The sequence below is a fragment of the Kribbella sancticallisti genome (assembly GCF_039530625.1).
Lineage (GTDB): Bacteria > Actinomycetota > Actinomycetes > Propionibacteriales > Kribbellaceae > Kribbella > Kribbella sancticallisti.
This window is the reverse complement of the sequence record NZ_BAAAOS010000048.1, coordinates 332388-351105: the sequence shown is the minus strand read 5'-3', so window position 1 is coordinate 351105 and position 18718 is coordinate 332388. Positions and strand designations below refer to the sequence as shown.

General features: G+C 67.6%; 21 protein-coding genes, 1 tRNA gene and 1 pseudogene. 10 read left to right on the top strand and 13 right to left on the bottom strand.

Annotation, left to right across the window (positions count from 1 at the left end; translation table 11 throughout):
- Together ABD255_RS31035 and ABD255_RS31030 are read right to left on the bottom strand one after the other, a co-directional pair.
- Window positions 1-320 (bottom strand): annotated as a pseudogene (locus ABD255_RS31035) (YdcF family protein); the annotation flags it as partial.
- A complete protein-coding gene (locus tag ABD255_RS31030; RefSeq protein WP_344220309.1) occupies window positions 317-1072 on the bottom strand; it encodes a helix-turn-helix domain-containing protein in 756 nt (251 codons plus the stop codon). The pseudogene ABD255_RS31035 and the gene ABD255_RS31030, both read right to left, overlap by 4 nt.
- Before the next feature lie 69 nt (window positions 1073-1141).
- Here ABD255_RS31030 and ABD255_RS31025 point away from each other — a divergent pair, with 69 nt between their 5' ends.
- Both ABD255_RS31025 and ABD255_RS31020 read left to right on the top strand, forming a co-directional pair.
- Window positions 1142-1729, top strand: coding sequence for a dienelactone hydrolase family protein (locus tag ABD255_RS31025; RefSeq protein WP_344220307.1), 588 nt, complete (start codon window positions 1142-1144; stop codon window positions 1727-1729).
- Window positions 1730-1849: 120 nt separating this feature from the next.
- Window positions 1850-2413, top strand: coding sequence for a dihydrofolate reductase family protein (locus ABD255_RS31020; protein WP_344220305.1), 564 nt, complete (start codon window positions 1850-1852; stop codon window positions 2411-2413).
- An 11-nt stretch (window positions 2414-2424) separates the two neighbouring features.
- Here ABD255_RS31020 and ABD255_RS31015 read toward each other — a convergent pair whose 3' ends face one another.
- The gene (locus ABD255_RS31015) at window positions 2425-3762 is read right to left on the bottom strand and encodes an FAD-binding oxidoreductase (RefSeq protein WP_344220303.1); all 1338 of its coding nucleotides are present in this window, start codon (window positions 3760-3762) and stop codon (window positions 2425-2427) included.
- A 103-nt stretch (window positions 3763-3865) separates the two neighbouring features.
- Window positions 3866-4162, bottom strand: a complete 297-nt coding sequence (locus ABD255_RS31010; RefSeq protein ID WP_344220301.1) for a metal-sensitive transcriptional regulator — start codon at window positions 4160-4162, stop codon at window positions 3866-3868.
- A 173-nt stretch (window positions 4163-4335) separates the two neighbouring features.
- On the opposite strand from ABD255_RS31010, the gene ABD255_RS31005 reads away from it, so the two are divergent.
- The 3 genes from ABD255_RS31005 to ABD255_RS30995 all read left to right on the top strand — a co-directional run bounded on the left by ABD255_RS31005 (window position 4336) and on the right by ABD255_RS30995 (window position 7053).
- On the top strand, window positions 4336-5778 hold the full coding sequence (locus ABD255_RS31005) for an MFS transporter (protein ID WP_344220299.1): 1443 nt from the start codon (window positions 4336-4338) through the stop codon (window positions 5776-5778).
- 87 nt (window positions 5779-5865) lie between these two features.
- The gene (locus ABD255_RS31000; protein ID WP_344220297.1) at window positions 5866-6324 is read left to right on the top strand and encodes a DUF6153 family protein; all 459 of its coding nucleotides are present in this window, start codon (window positions 5866-5868) and stop codon (window positions 6322-6324) included.
- Between the two features lie 87 nt (window positions 6325-6411).
- Window positions 6412-7053, top strand: coding sequence for a DUF305 domain-containing protein (locus ABD255_RS30995; RefSeq protein WP_344220295.1), 642 nt, complete (start codon window positions 6412-6414; stop codon window positions 7051-7053).
- Window positions 7054-7134: 81 nt separating this feature from the next.
- On the opposite strand, the gene ABD255_RS30990 is transcribed toward ABD255_RS30995, so the two are convergent.
- Both ABD255_RS30990 and ABD255_RS30985 read right to left on the bottom strand, forming a co-directional pair.
- Window positions 7135-7653, bottom strand: a complete 519-nt coding sequence (locus ABD255_RS30990) for a DUF2269 domain-containing protein (RefSeq protein WP_344220293.1) — start codon at window positions 7651-7653, stop codon at window positions 7135-7137.
- Window positions 7650-7844 carry a hypothetical protein gene (locus tag ABD255_RS30985; RefSeq protein ID WP_344220291.1) on the bottom strand — a complete coding sequence of 65 codons (195 nt, stop codon included), beginning with the start codon at window positions 7842-7844 and terminating at the stop codon, window positions 7650-7652. Before ABD255_RS30985 ends, ABD255_RS30990 begins: the two co-directional genes overlap by 4 nt.
- Before the next feature lie 92 nt (window positions 7845-7936).
- Between ABD255_RS30985 and ABD255_RS30980 the strand changes: the two genes are divergently transcribed.
- Entirely contained in the window at window positions 7937-8515 is a 579-nt protein-coding gene (locus ABD255_RS30980; protein ID WP_344220288.1) for a TetR/AcrR family transcriptional regulator, read from the top strand.
- Between the two features lie 119 nt (window positions 8516-8634).
- Window positions 8635-10782 carry a heavy metal translocating P-type ATPase gene (locus tag ABD255_RS30975; protein ID WP_344220286.1) on the top strand — a complete coding sequence of 716 codons (2148 nt, stop codon included), beginning with the start codon at window positions 8635-8637 and terminating at the stop codon, window positions 10780-10782.
- 140 nt (window positions 10783-10922) lie between these two features.
- Here ABD255_RS30975 and ABD255_RS30970 read toward each other — a convergent pair whose 3' ends face one another.
- Together ABD255_RS30970 and ABD255_RS30965 are read right to left on the bottom strand one after the other, a co-directional pair.
- On the bottom strand, window positions 10923-11126 hold the full coding sequence (locus tag ABD255_RS30970; protein WP_344220284.1) for a hypothetical protein: 204 nt from the start codon (window positions 11124-11126) through the stop codon (window positions 10923-10925).
- A gap of 14 nt (window positions 11127-11140) precedes the next feature.
- Window positions 11141-11743: a hypothetical protein gene (locus ABD255_RS30965; protein WP_344220282.1), complete on the bottom strand. Its 603-nt coding sequence runs from the start codon at window positions 11741-11743 to the stop codon at window positions 11141-11143.
- 248 nt (window positions 11744-11991) lie between these two features.
- On the opposite strand from ABD255_RS30965, the gene ABD255_RS43890 reads away from it, so the two are divergent.
- Window positions 11992-12321 carry a response regulator transcription factor gene (locus tag ABD255_RS43890; protein ID WP_425554577.1) on the top strand — a complete coding sequence of 110 codons (330 nt, stop codon included), beginning with the start codon at window positions 11992-11994 and terminating at the stop codon, window positions 12319-12321.
- A 62-nt stretch (window positions 12322-12383) separates the two neighbouring features.
- On the opposite strand, the gene ABD255_RS30960 is transcribed toward ABD255_RS43890, so the two are convergent.
- The 4 genes from ABD255_RS30960 to ABD255_RS30945 all read right to left on the bottom strand — a co-directional run bounded on the left by ABD255_RS30960 (window position 12384) and on the right by ABD255_RS30945 (window position 15765).
- On the bottom strand, window positions 12384-13013 hold the full coding sequence (locus ABD255_RS30960) for a hypothetical protein (protein WP_344220280.1): 630 nt from the start codon (window positions 13011-13013) through the stop codon (window positions 12384-12386).
- Between the two features lie 552 nt (window positions 13014-13565).
- Window positions 13566-14189 (bottom strand): AMIN-like domain-containing (lipo)protein, encoded by a 624-nt coding sequence (locus tag ABD255_RS30955; RefSeq protein ID WP_344220278.1) that lies wholly within the window; start codon window positions 14187-14189, stop codon window positions 13566-13568.
- Between the two features lie 255 nt (window positions 14190-14444).
- Window positions 14445-15353, bottom strand: coding sequence for an NADP-dependent oxidoreductase (locus tag ABD255_RS30950; RefSeq protein ID WP_344220276.1), 909 nt, complete (start codon window positions 15351-15353; stop codon window positions 14445-14447).
- Window positions 15354-15501: 148 nt separating this feature from the next.
- The gene (locus ABD255_RS30945; RefSeq protein WP_344220274.1) at window positions 15502-15765 is read right to left on the bottom strand and encodes a hypothetical protein; all 264 of its coding nucleotides are present in this window, start codon (window positions 15763-15765) and stop codon (window positions 15502-15504) included.
- A gap of 280 nt (window positions 15766-16045) precedes the next feature.
- Here ABD255_RS30945 and ABD255_RS30940 point away from each other — a divergent pair, with 280 nt between their 5' ends.
- Window positions 16046-16909 (top strand): integrase core domain-containing protein, encoded by an 864-nt coding sequence (locus tag ABD255_RS30940; RefSeq protein WP_344220272.1) that lies wholly within the window; start codon window positions 16046-16048, stop codon window positions 16907-16909.
- A gap of 48 nt (window positions 16910-16957) precedes the next feature.
- Here ABD255_RS30940 and ABD255_RS30935 read toward each other — a convergent pair.
- Window positions 16958-17034, bottom strand: a tRNA-Arg gene (locus tag ABD255_RS30935).
- Window positions 17035-17229: 195 nt separating this feature from the next.
- Between ABD255_RS30935 and ABD255_RS30930 the strand changes: the two genes are divergently transcribed.
- Window positions 17230-18687, top strand: coding sequence for a PrsW family intramembrane metalloprotease (locus tag ABD255_RS30930; RefSeq protein ID WP_344220270.1), 1458 nt, complete (start codon window positions 17230-17232; stop codon window positions 18685-18687).
- Window positions 18688-18718: the final 31 nt, after the last annotated feature.

Here is an 18718-nt window from a genome sequence, read left to right as displayed (position 1 = left end):
TTCTTGGACCGGTCCTCGACGGTGATAGCCGCGGGGTCGGCGTCGAAGGTGTCGACCAGGAGATCGCGGAAGATGTGCGACTCCGGCCGTGGATCCTCCTCGCCGACCTTCTCGAGCAGGTGCCGGGTCGAGTGACCGATCCCGCCGCTGACCAGGATTCGCCGTACGACGCCGTCGTGCCACGCGGCGGCGGTCACCTCGACGGACTCGAGCACCGCGCTGCCCATCAGAATCAGCAAGTCCGCCGGCTCGGTGAGTTGTTCCACGTCCCGCCGCGCCAGATAGCCCGAGATCACACTCAGCTCGTCAGCGAACTTCAACTGATCTCCTCCGTCGACCCTCGTCTAGCCTCGTGGCTGCTCAGCCTACGGTCGGAAACTGGCCCGCCGTCGCTCGACAGCGGGCCGGCTCCGGCGGGCTCACTCGCTGGGGATCGCGTCCAGGGCGGCCAACTCGGCGGCGCGATTTGTTGTTCGTGGAGGCTGCGTGAGCCCTGGTCGTCCGACTTCGGCGGCAGCACCGGATAGTCGAGCATCGGATAGAGCCCGACCGTGAACCCGTACGCCGTCTCGCCGGATCGCGGCAGCCGGTCGAACTCATGGATCGCCTCGTCGATCCGCTGCCAGAACTCGGCCGCCCGCTCCGCGGAGATCCGCGCGTGCCGGATGAACGAGCGCATCTGCCCGGCCTCGTAGGCGGCGACCGACTCCTTGGCGGCGACCTCGAAGTCGTTGAAGTCCGGCGGGAGGTCGACCCCGTCGACGTGCCGGCCGAGTCCGACGTAGAACATCCGCGCGGTGCGGCCGTAGTACCGCTCCTCGATCGCTCGAACGCGCCTGGTCCGGACCACCTTCAGCAGGCCCGCGTCGGCGAGCACTTTGACGTGGTGCGCGACGGTGCTTTTCGGGCGCTTGACCGCCGCGGCCAGTTCCGTCACGGTCGCGGCGCGCTCGTGCAGCAGGCCGAGGATCGTCGTTCGCAGCGGATCGCTGATCGCCCGCACCTGCGCGACCGTGGTGAGCTCGGTGGTCTCGTCGAGTTCGTAGTCCGGGACCGGGCTATTGATCGCCATGATCGAATGAGACTAGCATCGCGGATTGTTCGAGATATTTGGATCATTCGCGTCGAAAGCGAGCAGACGATGGCCGAGGTCGTGCTGTACCACCACGCGCAGGGGCTGACCGACGGAGTACGGGCCTTCGCCGACGAACTGCGTCAGGCGGGCCATACCGTGCACACGCCCGACATGTACGAAGGCCAGACTTTCGACACCCTCGACGAAGGCCTGGCGTACGCCCGGAGTACCGGCTTCGAGGTGGTCAAGGATCGAGGAATCGCCGCCGCCGAGGGACTGCCGGATGCTCTGGTCTTCGCGGGCTTCTCGCTGGGCGGCATGCCTGCTCAGCAGTTGGCCCAGACCCGACCCGGCGTCAGGGGAGCGCTGCTGTTCCACTCCTGCATCCCGGTCTCGGAGTTCAGTGAGTCCTGGCCGGAGTCAGTCCCTGTCCAGATCCATGCGATGGAAGCCGACCCCTTCTTCGCTGAGGAAGATGGCGACCTGGGTGCTGCCCGAGCCCTGCTGGCCTCGACCGACCAGGCCGAACTCTTCCTCTACCCCGGCAACGAGCACCTGTTCGCCGATTCCTCGCTACCTGCCTACGAGAAGGAGGCGGCCGCACTGCTGATGCGCCGTACGCTCGACTTCCTGGCGACCGGCCGCCGCGCCTGAGCCGAACTATTCAACGCACGAGCGCCGATGAGTTCTAGGCGCCTCACTCGTCTCCATGACAAGACGCGATATCCATCCTGGATCGCTGGATAGACGAACTCGTGTGAAAGAGGACCGACGATGGAAGAGATGGAACGGCAGACCGCCGCAGGCAAGGTGCTCTGGCACTTCACCATGTCCCTGGACGGATTCGTGGCGGGGCCGGGGCACGGGATGGACTGGATGGCGGGGACGTCGCACCGCGCCGGCCTGGTCGAGGAGTACGCCGAGACGACGGGCGCAGTACTCGGAGGCCGGGACGGTTTCGACGCCTTCCCCGACGCCGGCGGGATCTACGGCGGCGCCTGGCATGGACCCGTGTTCGTCCTCACGCACCACCCCGAGGACGCCCCGGCCACCGACGGCGTGACCTTCCTCAGTTGCGATGTCGCCGAAGCGGCCCGGATCGGCCTGAAAGCCGCCGATGGCAAGAACCTCGAGGTCTTCTCGCCTTCCATCGGCCGGCAACTCCTCGAACGGGGGCTGCTCGACGAGATCGATCTGCACATCGCCCCGGTCCTGCTGGGCGACGGCATCCGCCTGTTCGACAACCCCGGCGGCGTACCGGTCCGCCTCGACCTGCTCGTCGGCGACGACCCCTCGGCCGCCGTGAACGTGCGCTACCGCCCGGTCGCGACCACCTAGTGTCCTGCGGCCTAGGGCCGGACGTTGTGGTTGCCTGCGAACAGATTTCCGGGGTCGTACTCACGCTTGACCGCGGCGAGCCGCTCATAGGTCTGCGCCGGATAGATCGCGGCGACATCCTCATCGGTGGCGGAGGCTACGAAGTTCGCGTAGGCGCCGCTCAGGTGAGGCGTGAGTCTCGCCCAGATCGCTTCGAGTCCTGGACGAGCCTCCTCGACGACCGGCTCCGGGCCTCCGGTCGCGGTCACGAACATCAACTCCGCGTGGCGATGCGCGTAGGCGGTGGCGTTGTCCGGAACCCGCGACACCGCTCCGCCGACGCTGCGTACGGCGATGGCCGGCGACCGCTCCGACGTACCGATCTCGGCAAGAATCCGTAGGGCCTCGGAGACCGATTCCTTGTCGACGAACGCGCCTCGGGTGACCACCTTGAAGCCGGGCGGCGGCGTCGGTGCATCCACCAGGATGTCCGCGTACGGCGTCAGCGCGACGTCGTCGTCGATGACCGTGCCCAGGCGGCGGATCGGGTCGAGGGCCTGGGCCGCGAGGTCCGGGTCATCGCCGTCGACGGCGACGAGGATCTCGAGCGGAGCTTCGGGCCCACCGGCGAAGGGGTTGGCGAAGGTCGCGATCGACGTGAGCTCTTCGGGCGCAGTACGGAGGTAGTCCGCCCAGCCCTGGAGTACGCCCGCCAGTTCCGCAGCCGGGAACGCGATCTTGCCGAAGAAGACGTCTGTCGTCGGGTGGGCCAGGAACTCGAACGAGGTCACGATCCCGAAGTTGCCGCCGCCGCCGCGAATCGCCCAGAACAGGTCCGGGTTCTCCTCCGCGCTCGCCCGTACGACGTCTCCGTTGGCGGTCACCATCTCCACGGCTGCCACGTTGTCCATTGCCAGGCCGTACTTCCTGACCTTCCAGCCGATGCCCCCGGTCAACGTCAACCCGCCAACCCCGACGCCCCTGGTGTCGCCCGAGGAGATCGCCAGCCCGTGCGGGGCCAGCGCGGCCGCGACCTGACCCCAGGTGGCGCCGCCGCCGATCCGTACGAGGTGGCGGTCCTCGTCGATGATCTCCACGGCCGCGAACTTGCTCAGATCGATGACGACGCCGTCATCGTTCGTGCCGAAGCCCGGGAACCCGTGGCCTCCGCCTCGCACCGCCAGCCGAAGCCCTGTGTCCGCGGCGAATCTCACTCCTGCTCGCACATCCTCGACACTCGCGGGCCGCAACACCCACGCCGGCCGCCCCGAAACCAGCACCGACCGACTGGCCGCCTCGTACTCCGCTGCGCCCGGTTCGATGATGTCCCCACCAAAGTCACTACGAAGTCCCTCAACCGCTGTGCTCATGACATCCCTTTCCCGTTGCACTGACGACCACCTGACGAGGACGACCCCGCCAATGTGACCGCCTGGGATGTGACGTGCGCCACAACGGGCGGTGCAGGTGCTTCTAGGAACGCACCAGGCGCGCGATCGCCTCGGAGGCCTCCTTCAGCTTTCGGTCCGCTTCCGGGCCGCCGGCCGCTGCGGCGTCGACGACGCAGTGCGCGAGATGGTCGTCGAGCAGACCGAGCGCGACCGACTCCAGCGCCTTCGTCATCGCCGAGATCTGGGTGAGGATGTCGATGCAGTACTTCTCGTCCTCCACCATCCGCTGGAGCCCGCGCGACTGCCCCTCGATCCGCTTGAGACGCCGCAGATAGGCGTCCTTGTCCTCGATGTACCCGTGCGTCGCTTGCTCCGTCACGCCGTCTCTCCGTCCACTCCACGATCGCCTACCGGCCAGCCTATCGGCGGAACCGCGGCCATCGGCCCTTGCCAAAAATAGGATACCCCCCTAGGGTACTGGCAATCCGACGATCCCTCACTCGGGAGACATGTCGGCTCGATCGATACCCCATACGGGTAAGGAGTAATGAAATGAGCACATCGAGTGCACCGGCGTCATCGCGGCGCTGGTGGGCGCTGGGGCTGATCGCCGCGGCGCAGTTCATGGTGATCATGGATACGTCGATCATCGGGGTCGCGCTGCCCAGGATGCAGGCCGAGCTCGGGTTCACCCCGGGCAACCTGTCGTGGGTCTTCAACGCCTACGTGGTCGCGTTCGGTGGCCTGCTGCTGCTCGGGGGCAGGTTGTCGGACCTGCTCGGCGCGCGACGGATCTTCGCGGCAGGCTGGGCGGTGCTGCTGGTCGGCTCGGTGGTGGCCGGCGTGGCGTCCGGCGTCGGTACTGAGCTCGCCGGCCGGGCAGTCCAAGGGGTCGGCGCGGCGCTGATCGCACCGTCCGCCCTGACGCTGCTGATGATGCTGTTCGGCGCGAACCCGAAGGAACTGACGAAGGCGATCGCCTTGTACGGCGCCGCGGCACCGGCCGGGGGTACCGCAGGGGTGTTCCTCGGTGGAGTCATCACCGAGTACCTGTCGTGGCCGTGGGTGTTCTTCCTGAACATCCCGATCGCCGCGATCGCGCTGCTCGCAACCCCGGCCTTGATGCCTGCGGCACCGGCTCGGCGAGGCTCGATCGACCTCGTCGGCGCCTTGACCGTGACCGCGGGTCTCGGCGCGGGGGTCTACACGATCGTCCGGGCACCGGAGGTCGGCTGGTCCTCAGGACAGACCCTGCTGGCCGGCGCGGCGGCCGTCGTACTGCTGGCACTGTTCGTCGCGATCCAGGCCAAGCGCCGTGAGCCGTTGATGCGGCTGGCGATCTTCAGGTCTCCCAACCTGGCCGCGGCGAACGTGGCCCAGCTCCTGCTGGGAGCGGCCTGGGTGCCGATGTGGTTCTTCCTGAACCTGTACCTGCAACAGGTCCTCGGCCTGAGCGCGTTCCCCAGCGGCTCGGCGCTGCTGCCGATGACCACGTTCATCATGCTCGGCATGATCGTCGTCGCACCCCGGCTGATCGCCGCGATCGGCCCGAAGAAGACGCTGGTCGCCGGTATGGCGATCCTGACCGCCGGGCTGGCCGGGCTGTCCCTGATCCGGTCGAACGGATCGTTCTGGGTCGACGTTCTCCCGGCGTCGCTGATCGCCGCGGCCGGGATGTCGCTGGCGTTCATCCCCAGCCTCGGGATCGCGCTGTCATCGGCTCGCCCGGAGGAGGGCGGCCTGGCGTCGGGCATCGTCAACACCAGTTACCAGATCGGCTCGGCGCTCGGCCTGGCCGCGATGACCGCTGTGGCCGCCGCCAACGGCGCCGATCGTCTCGGCGACGTCGGATCGCTGACCGATGGCTACTCCGCGGCCTTCATCGGTGCGGCAGTGATCGCCGCCGCCGGCGCCGTGCTCACCGCGATCTGGCTCCGCACCCAGCGCGCGGCAGAGGAAGCACCTGCTCCCGTCGAAGCCGCCGCGTCCAAGTGAGCAAGAAACCTCTCGCCTGGCTCGCCGGCACTCGCCGGCGAGCAGGGGAGGGGACAGCGCTCGCCCGCCGGTGGATACCGTAAGGGCGTGGTGAACATCGGAGGCGCAAGATTGCGGTGGGGGCCTGCCAGGCTCCTCACCGTCGTCGGCCTGCTGGCCGGCGTCTTCGCCATGCACGGACTGACCGGAAACCACGACGCCACCATCGCGCTGCCGCACGGCATGGCAAGTCTCGCGAACGTGGCCACCGCTGACCACGTGCACACCACGGCGGCGACCCGGCCGAGCGCAGTACATCCTCCGCTCGCAGCCCAAATTGGCGTCACTGTCGGAGCGGTCGACGAGTCCGGGCATCACGCGATGGATGTGTGCCTGGCTGTTCTGACCGCTCTGGCGCTCGCGGCCTGGGTGGTGCTGGCCGCCGTTCGGCGGAAGGCAGCGCTCAGTGTCGGCCGGGGTGCGCCGGTGCATCGCCTGCGGTTGCCGAGCCGCTCGCCACCTTGGCTGCAACCATCGCTGTCGAAGCTGTGCGTACTACGGACCTGAGCTCGGGCCGGCGGATGAGCGCGCCCTGATACGTGCTGCCCGCCTTCGCGGACACCGACGAAGCTTCGACAATCAAGGACGATGATGATGCGACACCCGAAGTGGACCAGTGCTGCCTCGACGGCGCTGGTCCTGATCTCCGCCGTGGCCCTGGCCGGCTGTGGCGATGACTCCGACTCCGGCTCGATGCCGGGGATGAACCACGGCGACAAGCCGGCCACCTCAGCGACCGGTACGGCGTCCGCGTCGGCCGGCGAACACAACGACGCCGACGTCGACTTCGCGACCCACATGATCCCGCACCACCAGCAGGCGATCCAGATGGCCAACATGGCCGGCTACCTCGCCACCACCGCCGAGGTGAAGAAGCTCGCGACCAGCATCAAGGCCGCGCAGGATCCCGAGATCAAGCAGTTGACGGCCTGGCTGGTCGGCTGGGGCGAACCGGTCCCGACGCCGGACCACGGCGGGCACGGGGGCGAGCCGATGCCCGGCATGATGACCGAGGACGAGATGTCGGACCTCGGCAACGCCGACGGTTCGGCGTTCGACCGGATGTGGACCCAGTTGATGATCAAACACCACGAGGGCGCGGTCGCGATGGCCAAGACCGAACAGAGCACCGGTAAGAACGCGACCGCGATCGAGTTGGCCAAGAAGATCGAAACCAGTCAGACCAAGGAGATCGCGACTCTGAAGCGCCTGCTGGGACAGATCCCGGCCGGCTGACGGACTCGCTGGCGCACAGGCGCGTGCCGGAACGCACTTGGCGCGCTTCGGCACGCGCCGCCGCCCTCGCCCTCGCCGTCGTCAGGGCGAGGGCGCTGGTTCCCGCCGGCCGCGCTGCTGCTGCCGCCATCCGTACTTCGTCAGGCCGCGCGGCTTGTAGACCGACACGATCAACACGATCAACAGCACCACCAAGCCGCCGATCGAGTGCGGCAACGTACCCGGCAACCCCCGCGGATCATCGCCGGACGCGGCGGCGTCGGCCAGCGAACTGATCGTCTGGGACTCGATCAGCAGGATCGTGGTGGCGAACAAGGTGAGCAACAGCTTCAGCAGCACCCAGTAGTGGCGAAACAGGCCCCACGGCGTAGTGAGCGCGTTGATCACCCCGACGACCACGGCGGCCAACGCGAGCGGGACGATGACCCGCTCGGCGATCAGGCCCATCGCGACGTAGGCGCTTCGCACGGTCGAAGGATCCGCGCTGAACACCGCGGTCAAGTCGAGCGCCAGATAGGCCGCGACCGCTCCTAGCCACCCCACCGAGGTCGTCACATGCGTCACCAGGACCGCTTTGCGTACGCCGGGGCGCGGCGTCATCGCCAGGAACCCTCGTGAGCTGCGGTGGTAAGGACGAACTCGGCGCCATGCCGTCCGGGACCGTGTTCGCCCCCGACGCCGGCGATCTGCGCGACGACGAACAGCACCACCAGGACGCCGATGATCACCAGGGTCCACTTGACCCAGCGTGGCGCGCCAGGAGGCGTAGTACGACTGGACGGATCGGACATCACGCGGCCTCCGGAGTTGGTGTGCTTTTATGAGACACAATGTACATATCAATACAACTTGTCGATAGTGCGTCGATGCGTATGCTCAAGGGATGCCGAAGCTGTGGAACGACACGATCGAGGCGCACCGCCTGGCTGTACGCGAAGCGATCCTCGACGCCACCTGGAAACTGGCCGCCGAGTACGGCGTACTGGCGGTGACGATGTCGCAGATCGCCGAGCGCGCTGGTGTCGGGCGGGCGACCTTGTACAAGTACTTCCCCGACGTCGAGTCGATCCTCGTCGCGAACCACGACCGGCATGTCGGCGACCACCTCGCGCATCTGGCCGTACTGCGCGACCGCGCCCCCGACCCTGGCCGGCAACTCGAGGCGGTACTCGAGGGATACGCGATGATCTGCCACCACCGAGGGCGTCATGGCACCGAGGAACTCTCCGCGCTGCTGCACCGGGAGGAGCATGTCGGCGCCGCCCAGCGGCAACTCGTCGATCTCTTCCGCGACGTGATCGCCGGCGCGGCCGCGGCAGGTCGACTTCGCGCGGACGTGGTGCCGGCGGAACTCGCTTCCTACTGCCTGCACGCGCTGGCCGCGGCCGGCGAGTTGACCTCGGAGGAGGCTGTCCGTCGCCTCGTCGCCGTCACGCTGGCGGGCCTGCGGGCGACTGCCTGACCGCGGCGATCAGGATTTCGCCGAAATATTTCTCGCTTGACGGAATACCCCCATGGGGTATCGTGTTGCGAGGTGGTGGCGGCACTGGCCGCCCACCGACCCGCGAAAGGAATCTCGCCATGGACAAGGCGACCAACGCATCGCAGGCGGACCGTCAGCACGGTCAGCACGACGAGCCCGGCCATGACGGCCACGTGGCCACTGAGGCCCACGCCGATCACAGCGCGCACGCCGGGCACGGTGGTCACGCCGAGCACGGCGGTCACGGGGCGCATGGCGGGCATGACAAGCACGCCGGGCACGACCCGGAGATGTTCCGGCGGAAGTTCTGGCTGAGCCTGCTGCTCACGCTGCCGATCGTGGCGACCAGCCACATGGTGATGGACTGGTTCGGCTACACCCTCGACTTCCCGGGCATGAGTTGGGTCGGCCCGGTGCTGGGGACCTTCGTGTTCTTCTACGGCGGCTGGCCGTTCCTGGTCGGCGGCGTCCGCGAGGCCCGCGACCGGGCGCCGGGCATGATGCTGCTGATCTCGATGGCGATCACCGTCGCGTACGTCGCGTCGCTCGCCACCAGCCTCGGCACGTTCGACCTGGACTTCTGGTGGGAACTGGCTGCCCTGGTCACCATCATGCTGCTGGGCCACTGGCAGGAAATGAAGGCGATCGGGCAAGCCCAGGGCGCTCTCGCGGCCCTCGCGGCGCTGCTGCCCGACGAGGCAGAGCGTGTGGTGGGCGACCAGATCACCTCGGTGCCGATCAGCGAACTGGGCGTCGGCGATGTCGTCCTGGTCCGCTCCGGCGCCCGGGTACCGGCTGACGGCGCGATCGTCGACGGCGCCGCCGAACTCGACGAGTCGATGATCACCGGCGAATCGCGGCCGGTGTCGAGAAGCGTCGGCGACCGCGTGGTGGCCGGCACCGTGGCCACTGACTCGGCCATCCGGGTCCAGGTCGACGCGGTCGGCGAGAACACCGCCCTGGCCGGTATCCAGCGGCTGGTCGCCGAGGCACAGGAATCCAGCGGCCGCGCCCAAGTACTGGCTGACCGGTTCGCCGCGATGCTCTTCTACATCGCCACCGCTGCCGCAGCGATCACCTTCCTGGCGTGGTGGGCCTTCGGCACCCTCGACGAGTCCGTCGTGCGAACCGTGACCGTCCTGGTCATCGCCTGCCCCCATGCCCTCGGGCTGGCCATCCCGCTGGTGATCGCGCTGTCCACCGCGGTCGCGGCCAAGGCCGGGATCCTGGTCAAGGACCGGCTCGCGCTCGAGCGGATGCGGACCGTCCAGGCCGTGCTGTTCGACAAGACCGGCACCCTGACCAAGGGCGAGCACGTTGTCACCGGCGTCGCCGGCGACGAGCACGAGGTACTGCGAATCGCTGGTGCTGTGGAGTCCGACAGCGAGCACCCGCTGGCTCGGGCGATCGTCCGAGCGGCCGACGAGCGCAGTACGCGCGGCAAGGCGACTGACTTCCGGTCGTTGACTGGGCGAGGTGTCCAGGCAGTCGTCGACGGCACGAGCTATGCCGTCGGGGGACCGGCGCTGCTGCGGGAGTTGAACGTCCAGGTGACCGGGGACTTCGCCAAGCAGGCCGACGAGTGGTCGAGCAGGGGAGCGGCGGTGCTCTATCTGCTGAAGCTCGACGGCAACCGTACGTCGATCGTCGGCGCGGTCGCGCTCGAGGACGAGGTCCGCCCGGAGGCCCGGCAGGCAGTCGAGCAGTTGCGCGCCATCGGGGTGGAGAAGATCGTGATGATCACCGGCGACGCTGAGCCGGTGGCCCGCGCGGTCGCCGCCGACCTCGGCTTCCGTGACGGCATCGACGAGGTGTTCGCCGAGGTCCTCCCAGCCGACAAGGACAAGGCCGTCAGCGAACTGCAGGCCCGCGGCCTGACCGTCGCGATGGTCGGGGACGGCGTCAACGACGCACCGGCCCTGGCCCGCGCCGACGTCGGCATCGCCATCGGCGCCGGCACCGATGTGGCAATCGAATCAGCCGGAGTAGTGCTGGCTTCATCCGACCCGCGCGGAGTAACCGGCGTCATCCGCCTCTCGAAGGCGTCCTACCGCAAAATGATCCAAAACCTGGCCTGGGCGGCCGGCTACAACGTGCTAGCTATCCCACTAGCAGCAGGCGTCCTGGCCTGGGCAGGCGTCACCCTCAGCCCAGCCATCGGCGCCGTACTCATGTCAGCCTCAACCATCGTCGTAGCCCTCAACGCTCAACTCCTCCGCCGAGTACGCCTGACCCCCGACAACTGACACCCGCCACCGGCGAGGTACTGCCCAGCAAGGCGCAGTACCTCGCCTCCCGGCGCCTGTTGAGGCCCGAGTTGCTTGCAGGACGTGCTCAAGCTTCGTCAACCGCCGAGCGACCTCGCCCAGATGATTGAGAGTGGTGGTCAGTCGTCTGGGCCGTGGGTTGCCTGGCCGCGGGGAAGCCGGGGGTCGTAGGCCGGGATGTACCGGTCGGGGCGCGGGCCGGCTGCCTGGTTTCGGTGACGGAGCCGACCTAGCCGCTCGCGGATGCCGATCCGCGCTCCGGCGAGTTCGAGCCGGAGCCAGCCGAGTAACTGTCCGCTCCGCCGGACTGCGCCGTGTGCCACGGTGGTCTCCTCGACTAGCAGGTCGTGCGCAAGTAGTTCGCTGACTGCACCGTCTTGCCGTATCGGCCACCGGCCGCATAGCCGGTGACAACTACACGGTACGTCCAGGTGCCGCTGTTGTAGCAGTCGTACCACATGACATCGCTTACCCAGTAGGCGCTGGTGTAGGCCGTGTACTCGGTGTCGAGAGTCTGCCAGCCGTACCAGCGTTGGCGCTGAACGCTGATAGCCAGGCGTTGCGGTGACCACCCGGTGCCAGAACATATCTGGTCGCCTTCGCCTTCGATGTCGTAGTACGACCGGACGGGATCCGACACGTAGACGGAGCAACTCCAGGCAGCCGTCGCTCCGGCCGTCTTGGCCGGGACGTCGAAGGTGGCCTTGCCCTTCGGAAGGTCGTCGTCGAAGGCGGGCACCAACTCGATGCCGGGTGCCCCGGCGAGGGGTGGCCGCTGGTGCGTTGCGATGGTTGCTGCGCGGGTTTGGTCTGAGCCTTCGTGCTGCCTCGGGACCGTAGTGGCGGCACCGGCCGGCGAGTTGGGCAGCACGACGGCAGCGATGAGGAGCAAGGTCAGGACCAGTAGCCGTCGCACTGGGCGGGCAGGCGATTTCCACATGAGTGTTCCCCCTGTCGATCGGGCTTTGACTCGCTCACCTTCCAGCCGACGACCAAGATCCACATCCTCAACTTCTGTAGACCTGTCGGCATGTTTCTGCCGAGCTGGGCGGCGCGGTGGTCACTGCAACAAGCTGCAAACCGGGGCTCCACCAGTACCAACAAGGAGCCGCAGACTGGACAGTGGGGACAGTGCGGGGTGAGTGGCGTCGTCGCCTGCGCCGGCAAGGGGGCGGAAGCGTGCCGGAAATGGAAAATCAGCTTGGCTGCTGCTGCGATAAGGAGCACTTGACCGAGCGGGAGGTTGACGTGCTGGTCCTGGCAGCGACCGGACTACCGAACCCCGCGATCGGCCGGCTGCTCCACCTCAGCGCCGATACGGTTGCCCACCATCTGACCAGCATGTTCCGCAGGACTGACGCGCAGTCCCGCGCGGAACTGGTGGCAAGGGCTTATGCCGTCGGCATTCTGGAAACGTCCTGCTGGCCACCGCGATGTTCGGGTCGGCGATGTCTCGGCGAATTGCCGCGGCACTCGAACAGAGAACGACTCCGCCACGCGGATGCTCATCACCCGTAGTCATCGACGCGCGATGCCCTCGAGGTGTCGTCGTTCCAGGAAACCCACAGATGAGATGTCTGCTACGGCATACGGGTGGTCCGCTCCTCGTCGGTGCGGATGAACGGGGCGGGGCGGGTCGGGTGGTTGTTGGCACCGTCGACCAGGACGGTGCCGTCGAAGATCACCAGACCGTCTGCGACCGCTTCCCGCTCCTTGCGGGTGCTGGTGTTGACCGAGAAGCCCTCGGCCACATTCGAGTCGACCTCTGTCTCCAGCGGACCGACGGCCGTGTAGGTCACATCGAAGGAAACCTGGTGGAACACACCGGAGTTGTCCCTGACGGTTCCCGAGCCGGTGGCGTCGACACTCTTCAGGTTCTCGGTGCTGGTGATGGTCGCCGGCAAGATCCCGACCCAGCTGAAGGAACTACCGGAACAGACGGCCTGGTACTGCACTCTGGCCGTCGGGTCGGCGTCCTCGGTCTCGGGTGCCTCGAAGTCGCGCGTGGTGATGACCAACAGAGTCGCCTGGACCGTGGTGCCATCGGCGCACTGGTGCGGTACCGCCCAGAAGGCTGAAGCGGTTTCCTCGAAGAAGTAGGACTGCTCTGCCTCCGCTGAGGCTGGGCCTGCGAACGCGACAGCCGCGAACAGCCCGATCAATGACGCAGCCGCCGCCGCGACCCGTCGTCCAGAAGTTTTGCTGAGCATGGTGACCTCCCCGGGCTGGGCGGTAGGACTACCGCGCACGAACAGCCGCTTCACTGTGGCGCCGCGGCGATCCAGTCATGTCCCATCCCCGACGGTCTCCGCGTACCACGTTCCACGTTGCGCTGACGGGATCGCCTGGTCAAGGCTTCGGTCCGGCGATGACGACGGGGTTGCTGAGGTAGACCTCGCCGTTCCAGCCCTCGCCGTTCCAGCCCTCGCAGGTGACGAGTCAGACCGGAAGCCCCGTGCAGAGGTGTCGGATACGACAGGAACAGGTCAGTCGGTGCAGAGTCGGCGCCGTCGATCGCCGGGACAGCGACCGCTCCCACCGGTACGGCGGCGAATGCGAGCACGTGGCGCGGATTGGTAGCCGGGGATTGACAGAACGGACGGTGTGAAAAGACTTCACGATGCCCCCTTAGGACACTTGTTAGATGCGCCGAGGGGGATTGAAGTTGTCAATTCGGCCGGTGATTCCAGTTCGGCTTCGGGCCGAGGGGGACATGGGTCTGGACCTGCTGCGCAGAGGCAGCAGGTCCAGGGACTCGAGTGTTACCAGCGGTGGGCGACATCCACCACGATGCGGCTGGTGGAGCCTTGGCCGGCGAGGGTGAAGACGCGGAACGGAAGGCGGGCACGGACGCCGAGCCCGATCGTGGTCTCGCCTTCGAAACTGCCCGCATCCGCGACCTGCCGGAAGGTCCGGTAGCCGCGCACGTTGGTCAGTTCGTTGTAGTTCGCCGGGTTGTACGTGCTGCGGCCCGTGTCGTCGTACGACGGCACCGAGAGGATGATCTCCAGCTTGGCGCCTCCGCGCAGCGGCACGGGCTTGCCCTGTCCCACGGTGGAGACATCCTTCACGTAGCGCACGAGGAACCAGGACGGCTTTCCCTTGACGTCGAACACGATGCGATCGAAGCACGCGTGCCGACCGGTCCGAACATTCGTCAGCAGCCCGGAGCCGCGGAACTTGCTTGCCTCAGGCAATGAGCCCCAGCCGGTGGGGCACTTGCTGGTGGCAGCAGCGGTGGTCGTGGCGCCCGCTGCTGCCTTGGACGGGCCGGCCAACGCCGGCACAGCGACCGCGCCCGCCGGGATGGCGGCAACGGCCAGGATGGCAAAGGCGGTGCGGATCGGTCGGCGAATCGGCTTACGGATGGCGTGAATCAATTTCACAATAAGTCCCCCCTTTGAGACACCTGTTAGATGCCCTCGTGGGACCCGAAGTTGACCAAACGCCGCAGTAATTACGGGTGCCCGAACCGGCACGCGCCGCGATCAGACATCACAAGGGGTCTCATCGGACTGCTCGGAGCAGGGGCGGTGCTGGATGGCGCGAATGCCGCACACGACGTCCGTGGCATCCGCTGGAGCGTGCGGGCGTGCCGGATTGGTGCCATTTCCTGTGTCCCGGGCTTCCCGATAACCGTGTCATTTCACCGTGATGATGATCCTGCCGCGCGTGCGCTCTGCGAAGGCGTCGGGGGCGCCGGCCAGGTCGCGGACGGCCGTGACGAGCGGTGTGAGCCGCCCATCGCGGAGGCGAGCGGCCAGCTGCGCCAGCTGTTCGCGGTTGGGCTCGACAACGAAGAAGATGGCCCGGCCGTCGCGGGGATGGATGGTAGGCGGATCGGCAATGGTGACGAGGGTGCCGCCAGGGCGTAACAGGGCGGTGGAGCGGTCGCGGATCTCGCCGCCGATCACGTCGAGCACCACGTCGATCTCGCCGGCGTCCTCGAGGCGGTCGCCGTCCAGGTCGAGGAACTCGTGGACGCCCAGGGTGCCGGCAAGGTCCCGGTCGGAGGCCCGGCCGGTGCCGATGATGTGGGCTCCGGTCTCAAGGGCGAGTTGTACGGCGACCGAGCCGACGGCACCACCGGCGCCGTGGATGAGGACGGTTTGGCCTGCCTGCAGGTGAGCGTGGTCGAACAGCGCTTGCCAGGCCGTCAGGCCGGAGATCGGCAGGGCGGCCGCGGCGATGTGGTCGACGCCGGCGGGCAGCGGTACCAGATTGCGGGCCTCCACGGCGGCGTACTCGGCGAGCGAACCGTTGCGAGCCCAGTCGGTCAGCCCGAAGACCCGCTGACCCACCGTGAGACCGGTAGTGCCATAGCCGAGCTCGACGACCACACCGGACAGTTCGTGGCCGGGGACACTTGGCGTGCGGTCGCGGCCGGCACGGTCGGTCCAGGTGCCGGGCCAGTCCAGCTCTCCTCGGGTGAAGCCGGCGGCATGGACCTGCACGATGACGTCGTTCTCGGCGGCGTGGGGATCGGGCAGCTCGGTCAGGGACAGCCCGTAGTCGCCGGCCTCGCGGTCCTGAACAGTGATGGCACGCATGAATGTCCTTGCAGTGGTCGTTGTGCTGGGTTCGCCTCGACCGTACGCAGTCGTGGCCCGCGATCGGTGGGCCATTCGGCCCCGGTTTCGATGGGCCACTTGGGCGGGCGACTGAAGACGACCTCGCAACAATGCCGGGTCACAACCCTCATGGGCAGCCCGGCCCTGCTGCGGCGTCGACTGCGGGTGAACCAACGAGGCCTTTTGGCGCGTTCGGCACGTCGATCCGGCCAGAGACGATGTCCTGCTGGAGTTTCTCGAGTCGCGCCGCATACGGGGTGAGGAAGCCGCCAGACTGGGGGAGTTCGATGCCGCCGTTGGACAGATCGTACGTGCGTAGGCCGGGTGACAGGGTCACGTCGAGCAAGGCGCACAGGCCGTCGTAGATCCCCACGTCGAAGCGGATGACCATCGAGGTCAGTACGTGCTCCCGATCTTCTGCCCTCGCAGATACGCCGCTGCCAGCAGGATCCATCGCGGGCCGTTCAACCCTCCGTAGCGTTCCCGAGTCGTGTCCTCGAGCCCGGCGACCCCGAACCACTTCTCGATGAGCCGGCTGACGAGGATCCTGGTCAGGGATGGCGCGCCCGGCAGTGTTGTGGTTCAACACATAGGCGACAGGTGTCTCAAGACATAGGCGACACGTGTCTCGGGTCATCGGCGACAGCGGGGGGTGGGCTGGATGCTCGGGCATGTCGAAGGCTCGGTTGGTCATCACCTCCCTGGTCGTGGAGGGTCAGACCGCGGCTGAGGTCGCCGCGCGCTACGGGGTCCATCGGGCCTGGGTCTACAAGCTGAAGGCCAGGTATCTGGTCGAGGGTGAGGCGGCGTTCGAACCACGCAGCCGGCGGCCGACGACGTCCCCGCGGGCCACGCCGGCGGCGACGGTCGAGCTGGTACTCACGCTGCGCAAACAGCTGGCCGAGGCAGGGCTGGACGCCGGCGCGGAGACCATCGGCTGGCACCTTGAGCACCACCACGCCGCGGTGTTGTCACGCAACGGCCTCGAGACCGAACTGCGGAAACTGAACATCACCCAGAAGAACTCCCGGCCCAACCATCCCACCACCTGCGGGAAAGTCGAACGCTTCCAGCAGACCCTGAAGAAGTGGCTACGCGCCCAACCCGTCCAGCCGGCCTCAATCACCGAGCTCCAGGCGCTGCTCGACACCTTCACCGAGCTCTACAACCAGCACCGCCCGCACCGGTCCCTGCCGCACCGAGCCACCCCCGCCACCACCTACCACGCTCGCCCGAAGGCCGAACCCAGCAGCGACCGGACCGGCGAAATCCATCATCGGGTCCGCACCGACCGCGTCGACCACACCGGCGTCGTCACCCTCCGAGTCAACGGCCGGCTCCACCACATCGGCATCGGCCGAACCCACGCCCGAACCCATGTCCTGATCCTCGCCCAGGACCTCCAGATCAGAGTCGTCGACGCCGCCACCGGCGAACTCCTCCGCGACCTGATCCTCGACCCCACCAAGGACTACCAACCCACCGGGAAACCACCCGGCCCCACCCGCAAACACCCCAAACAGACCAACAGCTGAACCCACGAATCGTGGGTTCAGCTGTCGCCGATGTCTTGAGACATCACATGGCGCGCCCGGCAGGATTCGAACCTGCGACCAACGGATTAGAAGTCCGACGCTCTATCCAGCTGAGCTACGGGCGCATGGCCGGGGCTGGGCCGCGGCACGGATCAGAGTCTCTCAGATGGGGGGCCGATCACGCTCCCCGGTTCCCCTCGCGTCGCGTACGGAGTACGGACGGGGTTTGGCTACTGCGAAGTACAAGGTTGTCGTTCCATCCCGGTAACGCCGAGTGGCCGGTCCTGCCGAGTTGAGGGCTCTACAACTAGGCTGCGGGCATGAGTTACCCCTCAGGAGGTACGCCCGAGTCGCCGCAACCGGCGGGATTGGCCGTCGGCGCGCCCGGGCAGTACCCGCAGCCGAACACCCTCGGCACCCATCCGGTGCCCGGTCAGCGGCGGAACCAGGGCATCCTGATCGGTGTCATCGTGGCGGTCGCCTTCGCGATCGCAGGGCTCGGCATCTTCGCCATCGTGGCGCAGTCCACCGGCGCCGGCGGGTTCATGTGGGGGCTGGCCTTCGCGTTCATCCCGGTGATCCCGGTGATCGCGCTGTACCTGTGGCTGGACCGTTACGAACCGGAGCCGACCAAGTACATTCTGGTGGCCCTGTGCTGGGGCGCGTTCATCGCGACCCTGGCGGCCATCTTCATCAACACCCAGGTGTCGGAGTGGATGCACGAGTCCGGCAGCGGTGGCAGCCGGTCCGCGGTGTTCGTCGCGCCACCGGTGGAGGAGTTCGCGAAGGGGTCGATCATCCTGTTGCTGGCGCTGCTGCGCCGCAAGGAGTTCGACGGCATCCTCGACAGCCTCGTGTACGCCGGCATGGTCGGCGTCGGCTTCGCGTTCACCGAGAACATCCTGTACTACGGCCGCATCTTCAACGAGTTGTCCGAAGAGGCCGGCAGCGACGCGGGACTGCGCGGCGCGTTCGTGCTGTTCGTGATCCGCGGACTGATCTCGCCGTTCGCCCACCCCCTCTTCACCTCGTTCACCGCGATCGGGATCGGCATCGCGGTACGGCACCGCAGTACCGCGGTGCGCTACCTCGCCCCGATCGTCGGGTACCTCGCGGCGGTGCTCGCCCACGGGCTCTGGAACGGCGGCGCGAGCTGGGCCGGAGGCGGCGGCTTCATCACCGTCTACCTGTTCCTGATGGTGCCGATCTTCATCGGCATGGTCGTGTTCGCCCTGGTGATGCGGTCCCGTGAGGGACAGATGATCGCGTCCCGGCTGTACGACTACGTGCGGTTCGGCTGGCTGAGCCCGCAGGACGTGCCGCTGATCGCCACCCTGCGCGGCCGCAAGGCGCTCCGCCAGAACGCCAAGCGGTACGGCCCCCAGGCCGAGGCCGCGGCGAAGGCGTTCCAGCAGAACGCGACCGAACTGGCCTACCTGCGAGACAAGATCGTCCGCCAGGTGATCGGCCCGGAAGCGCTCGCCACCGAGAAGAAACTGCTGGACGAGCTCCGGGCCCGGCGCCCGAGCGTGCCGTTCCCGCCGATGCCGGCGTTCGCACAGGCCGGGCCACCACGGGTTCCGCTCGGTCAGCCGCAGCTCGAGAGTGGACCGCCGGCCGGCGGGTACCCGCCTGGAGGAGGGGGTTATGCACAGCCTCAGTCGGGTTATCCCTCGGGCCAGAACGGCTACCCAGGGGCCCAGCCCGGTTACACACCGGGACCCCCTGGTCCACCCGGACCGCCCGGAGGATACGGTCCCTATCCACCGTCGCAGTGACTGCCACCCGTCCACGCCGCCAAACGGGGAT

Coding starts and splice junctions, on each gene's coding strand:
- ABD255_RS31030 (WP_344220309.1), bottom strand. CDS start 1,072: ATGGCGATCAATAGCCCGGTCCCGGACTACGAACTCGACGAGACCACC.
- ABD255_RS31025 (WP_344220307.1), top strand. CDS start 1,142: ATGGCCGAGGTCGTGCTGTACCACCACGCGCAGGGGCTGACCGACGGA.
- ABD255_RS31020 (WP_344220305.1), top strand. CDS start 1,850: ATGGAAGAGATGGAACGGCAGACCGCCGCAGGCAAGGTGCTCTGGCAC.
- ABD255_RS31015 (WP_344220303.1), bottom strand. CDS start 3,762: ATGAGCACAGCGGTTGAGGGACTTCGTAGTGACTTTGGTGGGGACATC.
- ABD255_RS31005 (WP_344220299.1), top strand. CDS start 4,336: ATGAGCACATCGAGTGCACCGGCGTCATCGCGGCGCTGGTGGGCGCTG.
- ABD255_RS30995 (WP_344220295.1), top strand. CDS start 6,412: ATGCGACACCCGAAGTGGACCAGTGCTGCCTCGACGGCGCTGGTCCTG.
- ABD255_RS30990 (WP_344220293.1), bottom strand. CDS start 7,653: ATGACGCCGCGCCCCGGCGTACGCAAAGCGGTCCTGGTGACGCATGTG.
- ABD255_RS30985 (WP_344220291.1), bottom strand. CDS start 7,844: ATGTCCGATCCGTCCAGTCGTACTACGCCTCCTGGCGCGCCACGCTGG.
- ABD255_RS30980 (WP_344220288.1), top strand. CDS start 7,937: ATGCCGAAGCTGTGGAACGACACGATCGAGGCGCACCGCCTGGCTGTA.
- ABD255_RS30975 (WP_344220286.1), top strand. CDS start 8,635: ATGGACAAGGCGACCAACGCATCGCAGGCGGACCGTCAGCACGGTCAG.
- ABD255_RS30965 (WP_344220282.1), bottom strand. CDS start 11,743: ATGTGGAAATCGCCTGCCCGCCCAGTGCGACGGCTACTGGTCCTGACC.
- ABD255_RS43890 (WP_425554577.1), top strand. CDS start 11,992: ATGGAAAATCAGCTTGGCTGCTGCTGCGATAAGGAGCACTTGACCGAG.
- ABD255_RS30960 (WP_344220280.1), bottom strand. CDS start 13,013: ATGCTCAGCAAAACTTCTGGACGACGGGTCGCGGCGGCGGCTGCGTCA.
- ABD255_RS30950 (WP_344220276.1), bottom strand. CDS start 15,353: ATGCGTGCCATCACTGTTCAGGACCGCGAGGCCGGCGACTACGGGCTG.
- ABD255_RS30945 (WP_344220274.1), bottom strand. CDS start 15,765: ATGGTCATCCGCTTCGACGTGGGGATCTACGACGGCCTGTGCGCCTTG.
- ABD255_RS30940 (WP_344220272.1), top strand. CDS start 16,046: ATGTCGAAGGCTCGGTTGGTCATCACCTCCCTGGTCGTGGAGGGTCAG.
- ABD255_RS30930 (WP_344220270.1), top strand. CDS start 17,230: ATGAGTTACCCCTCAGGAGGTACGCCCGAGTCGCCGCAACCGGCGGGA.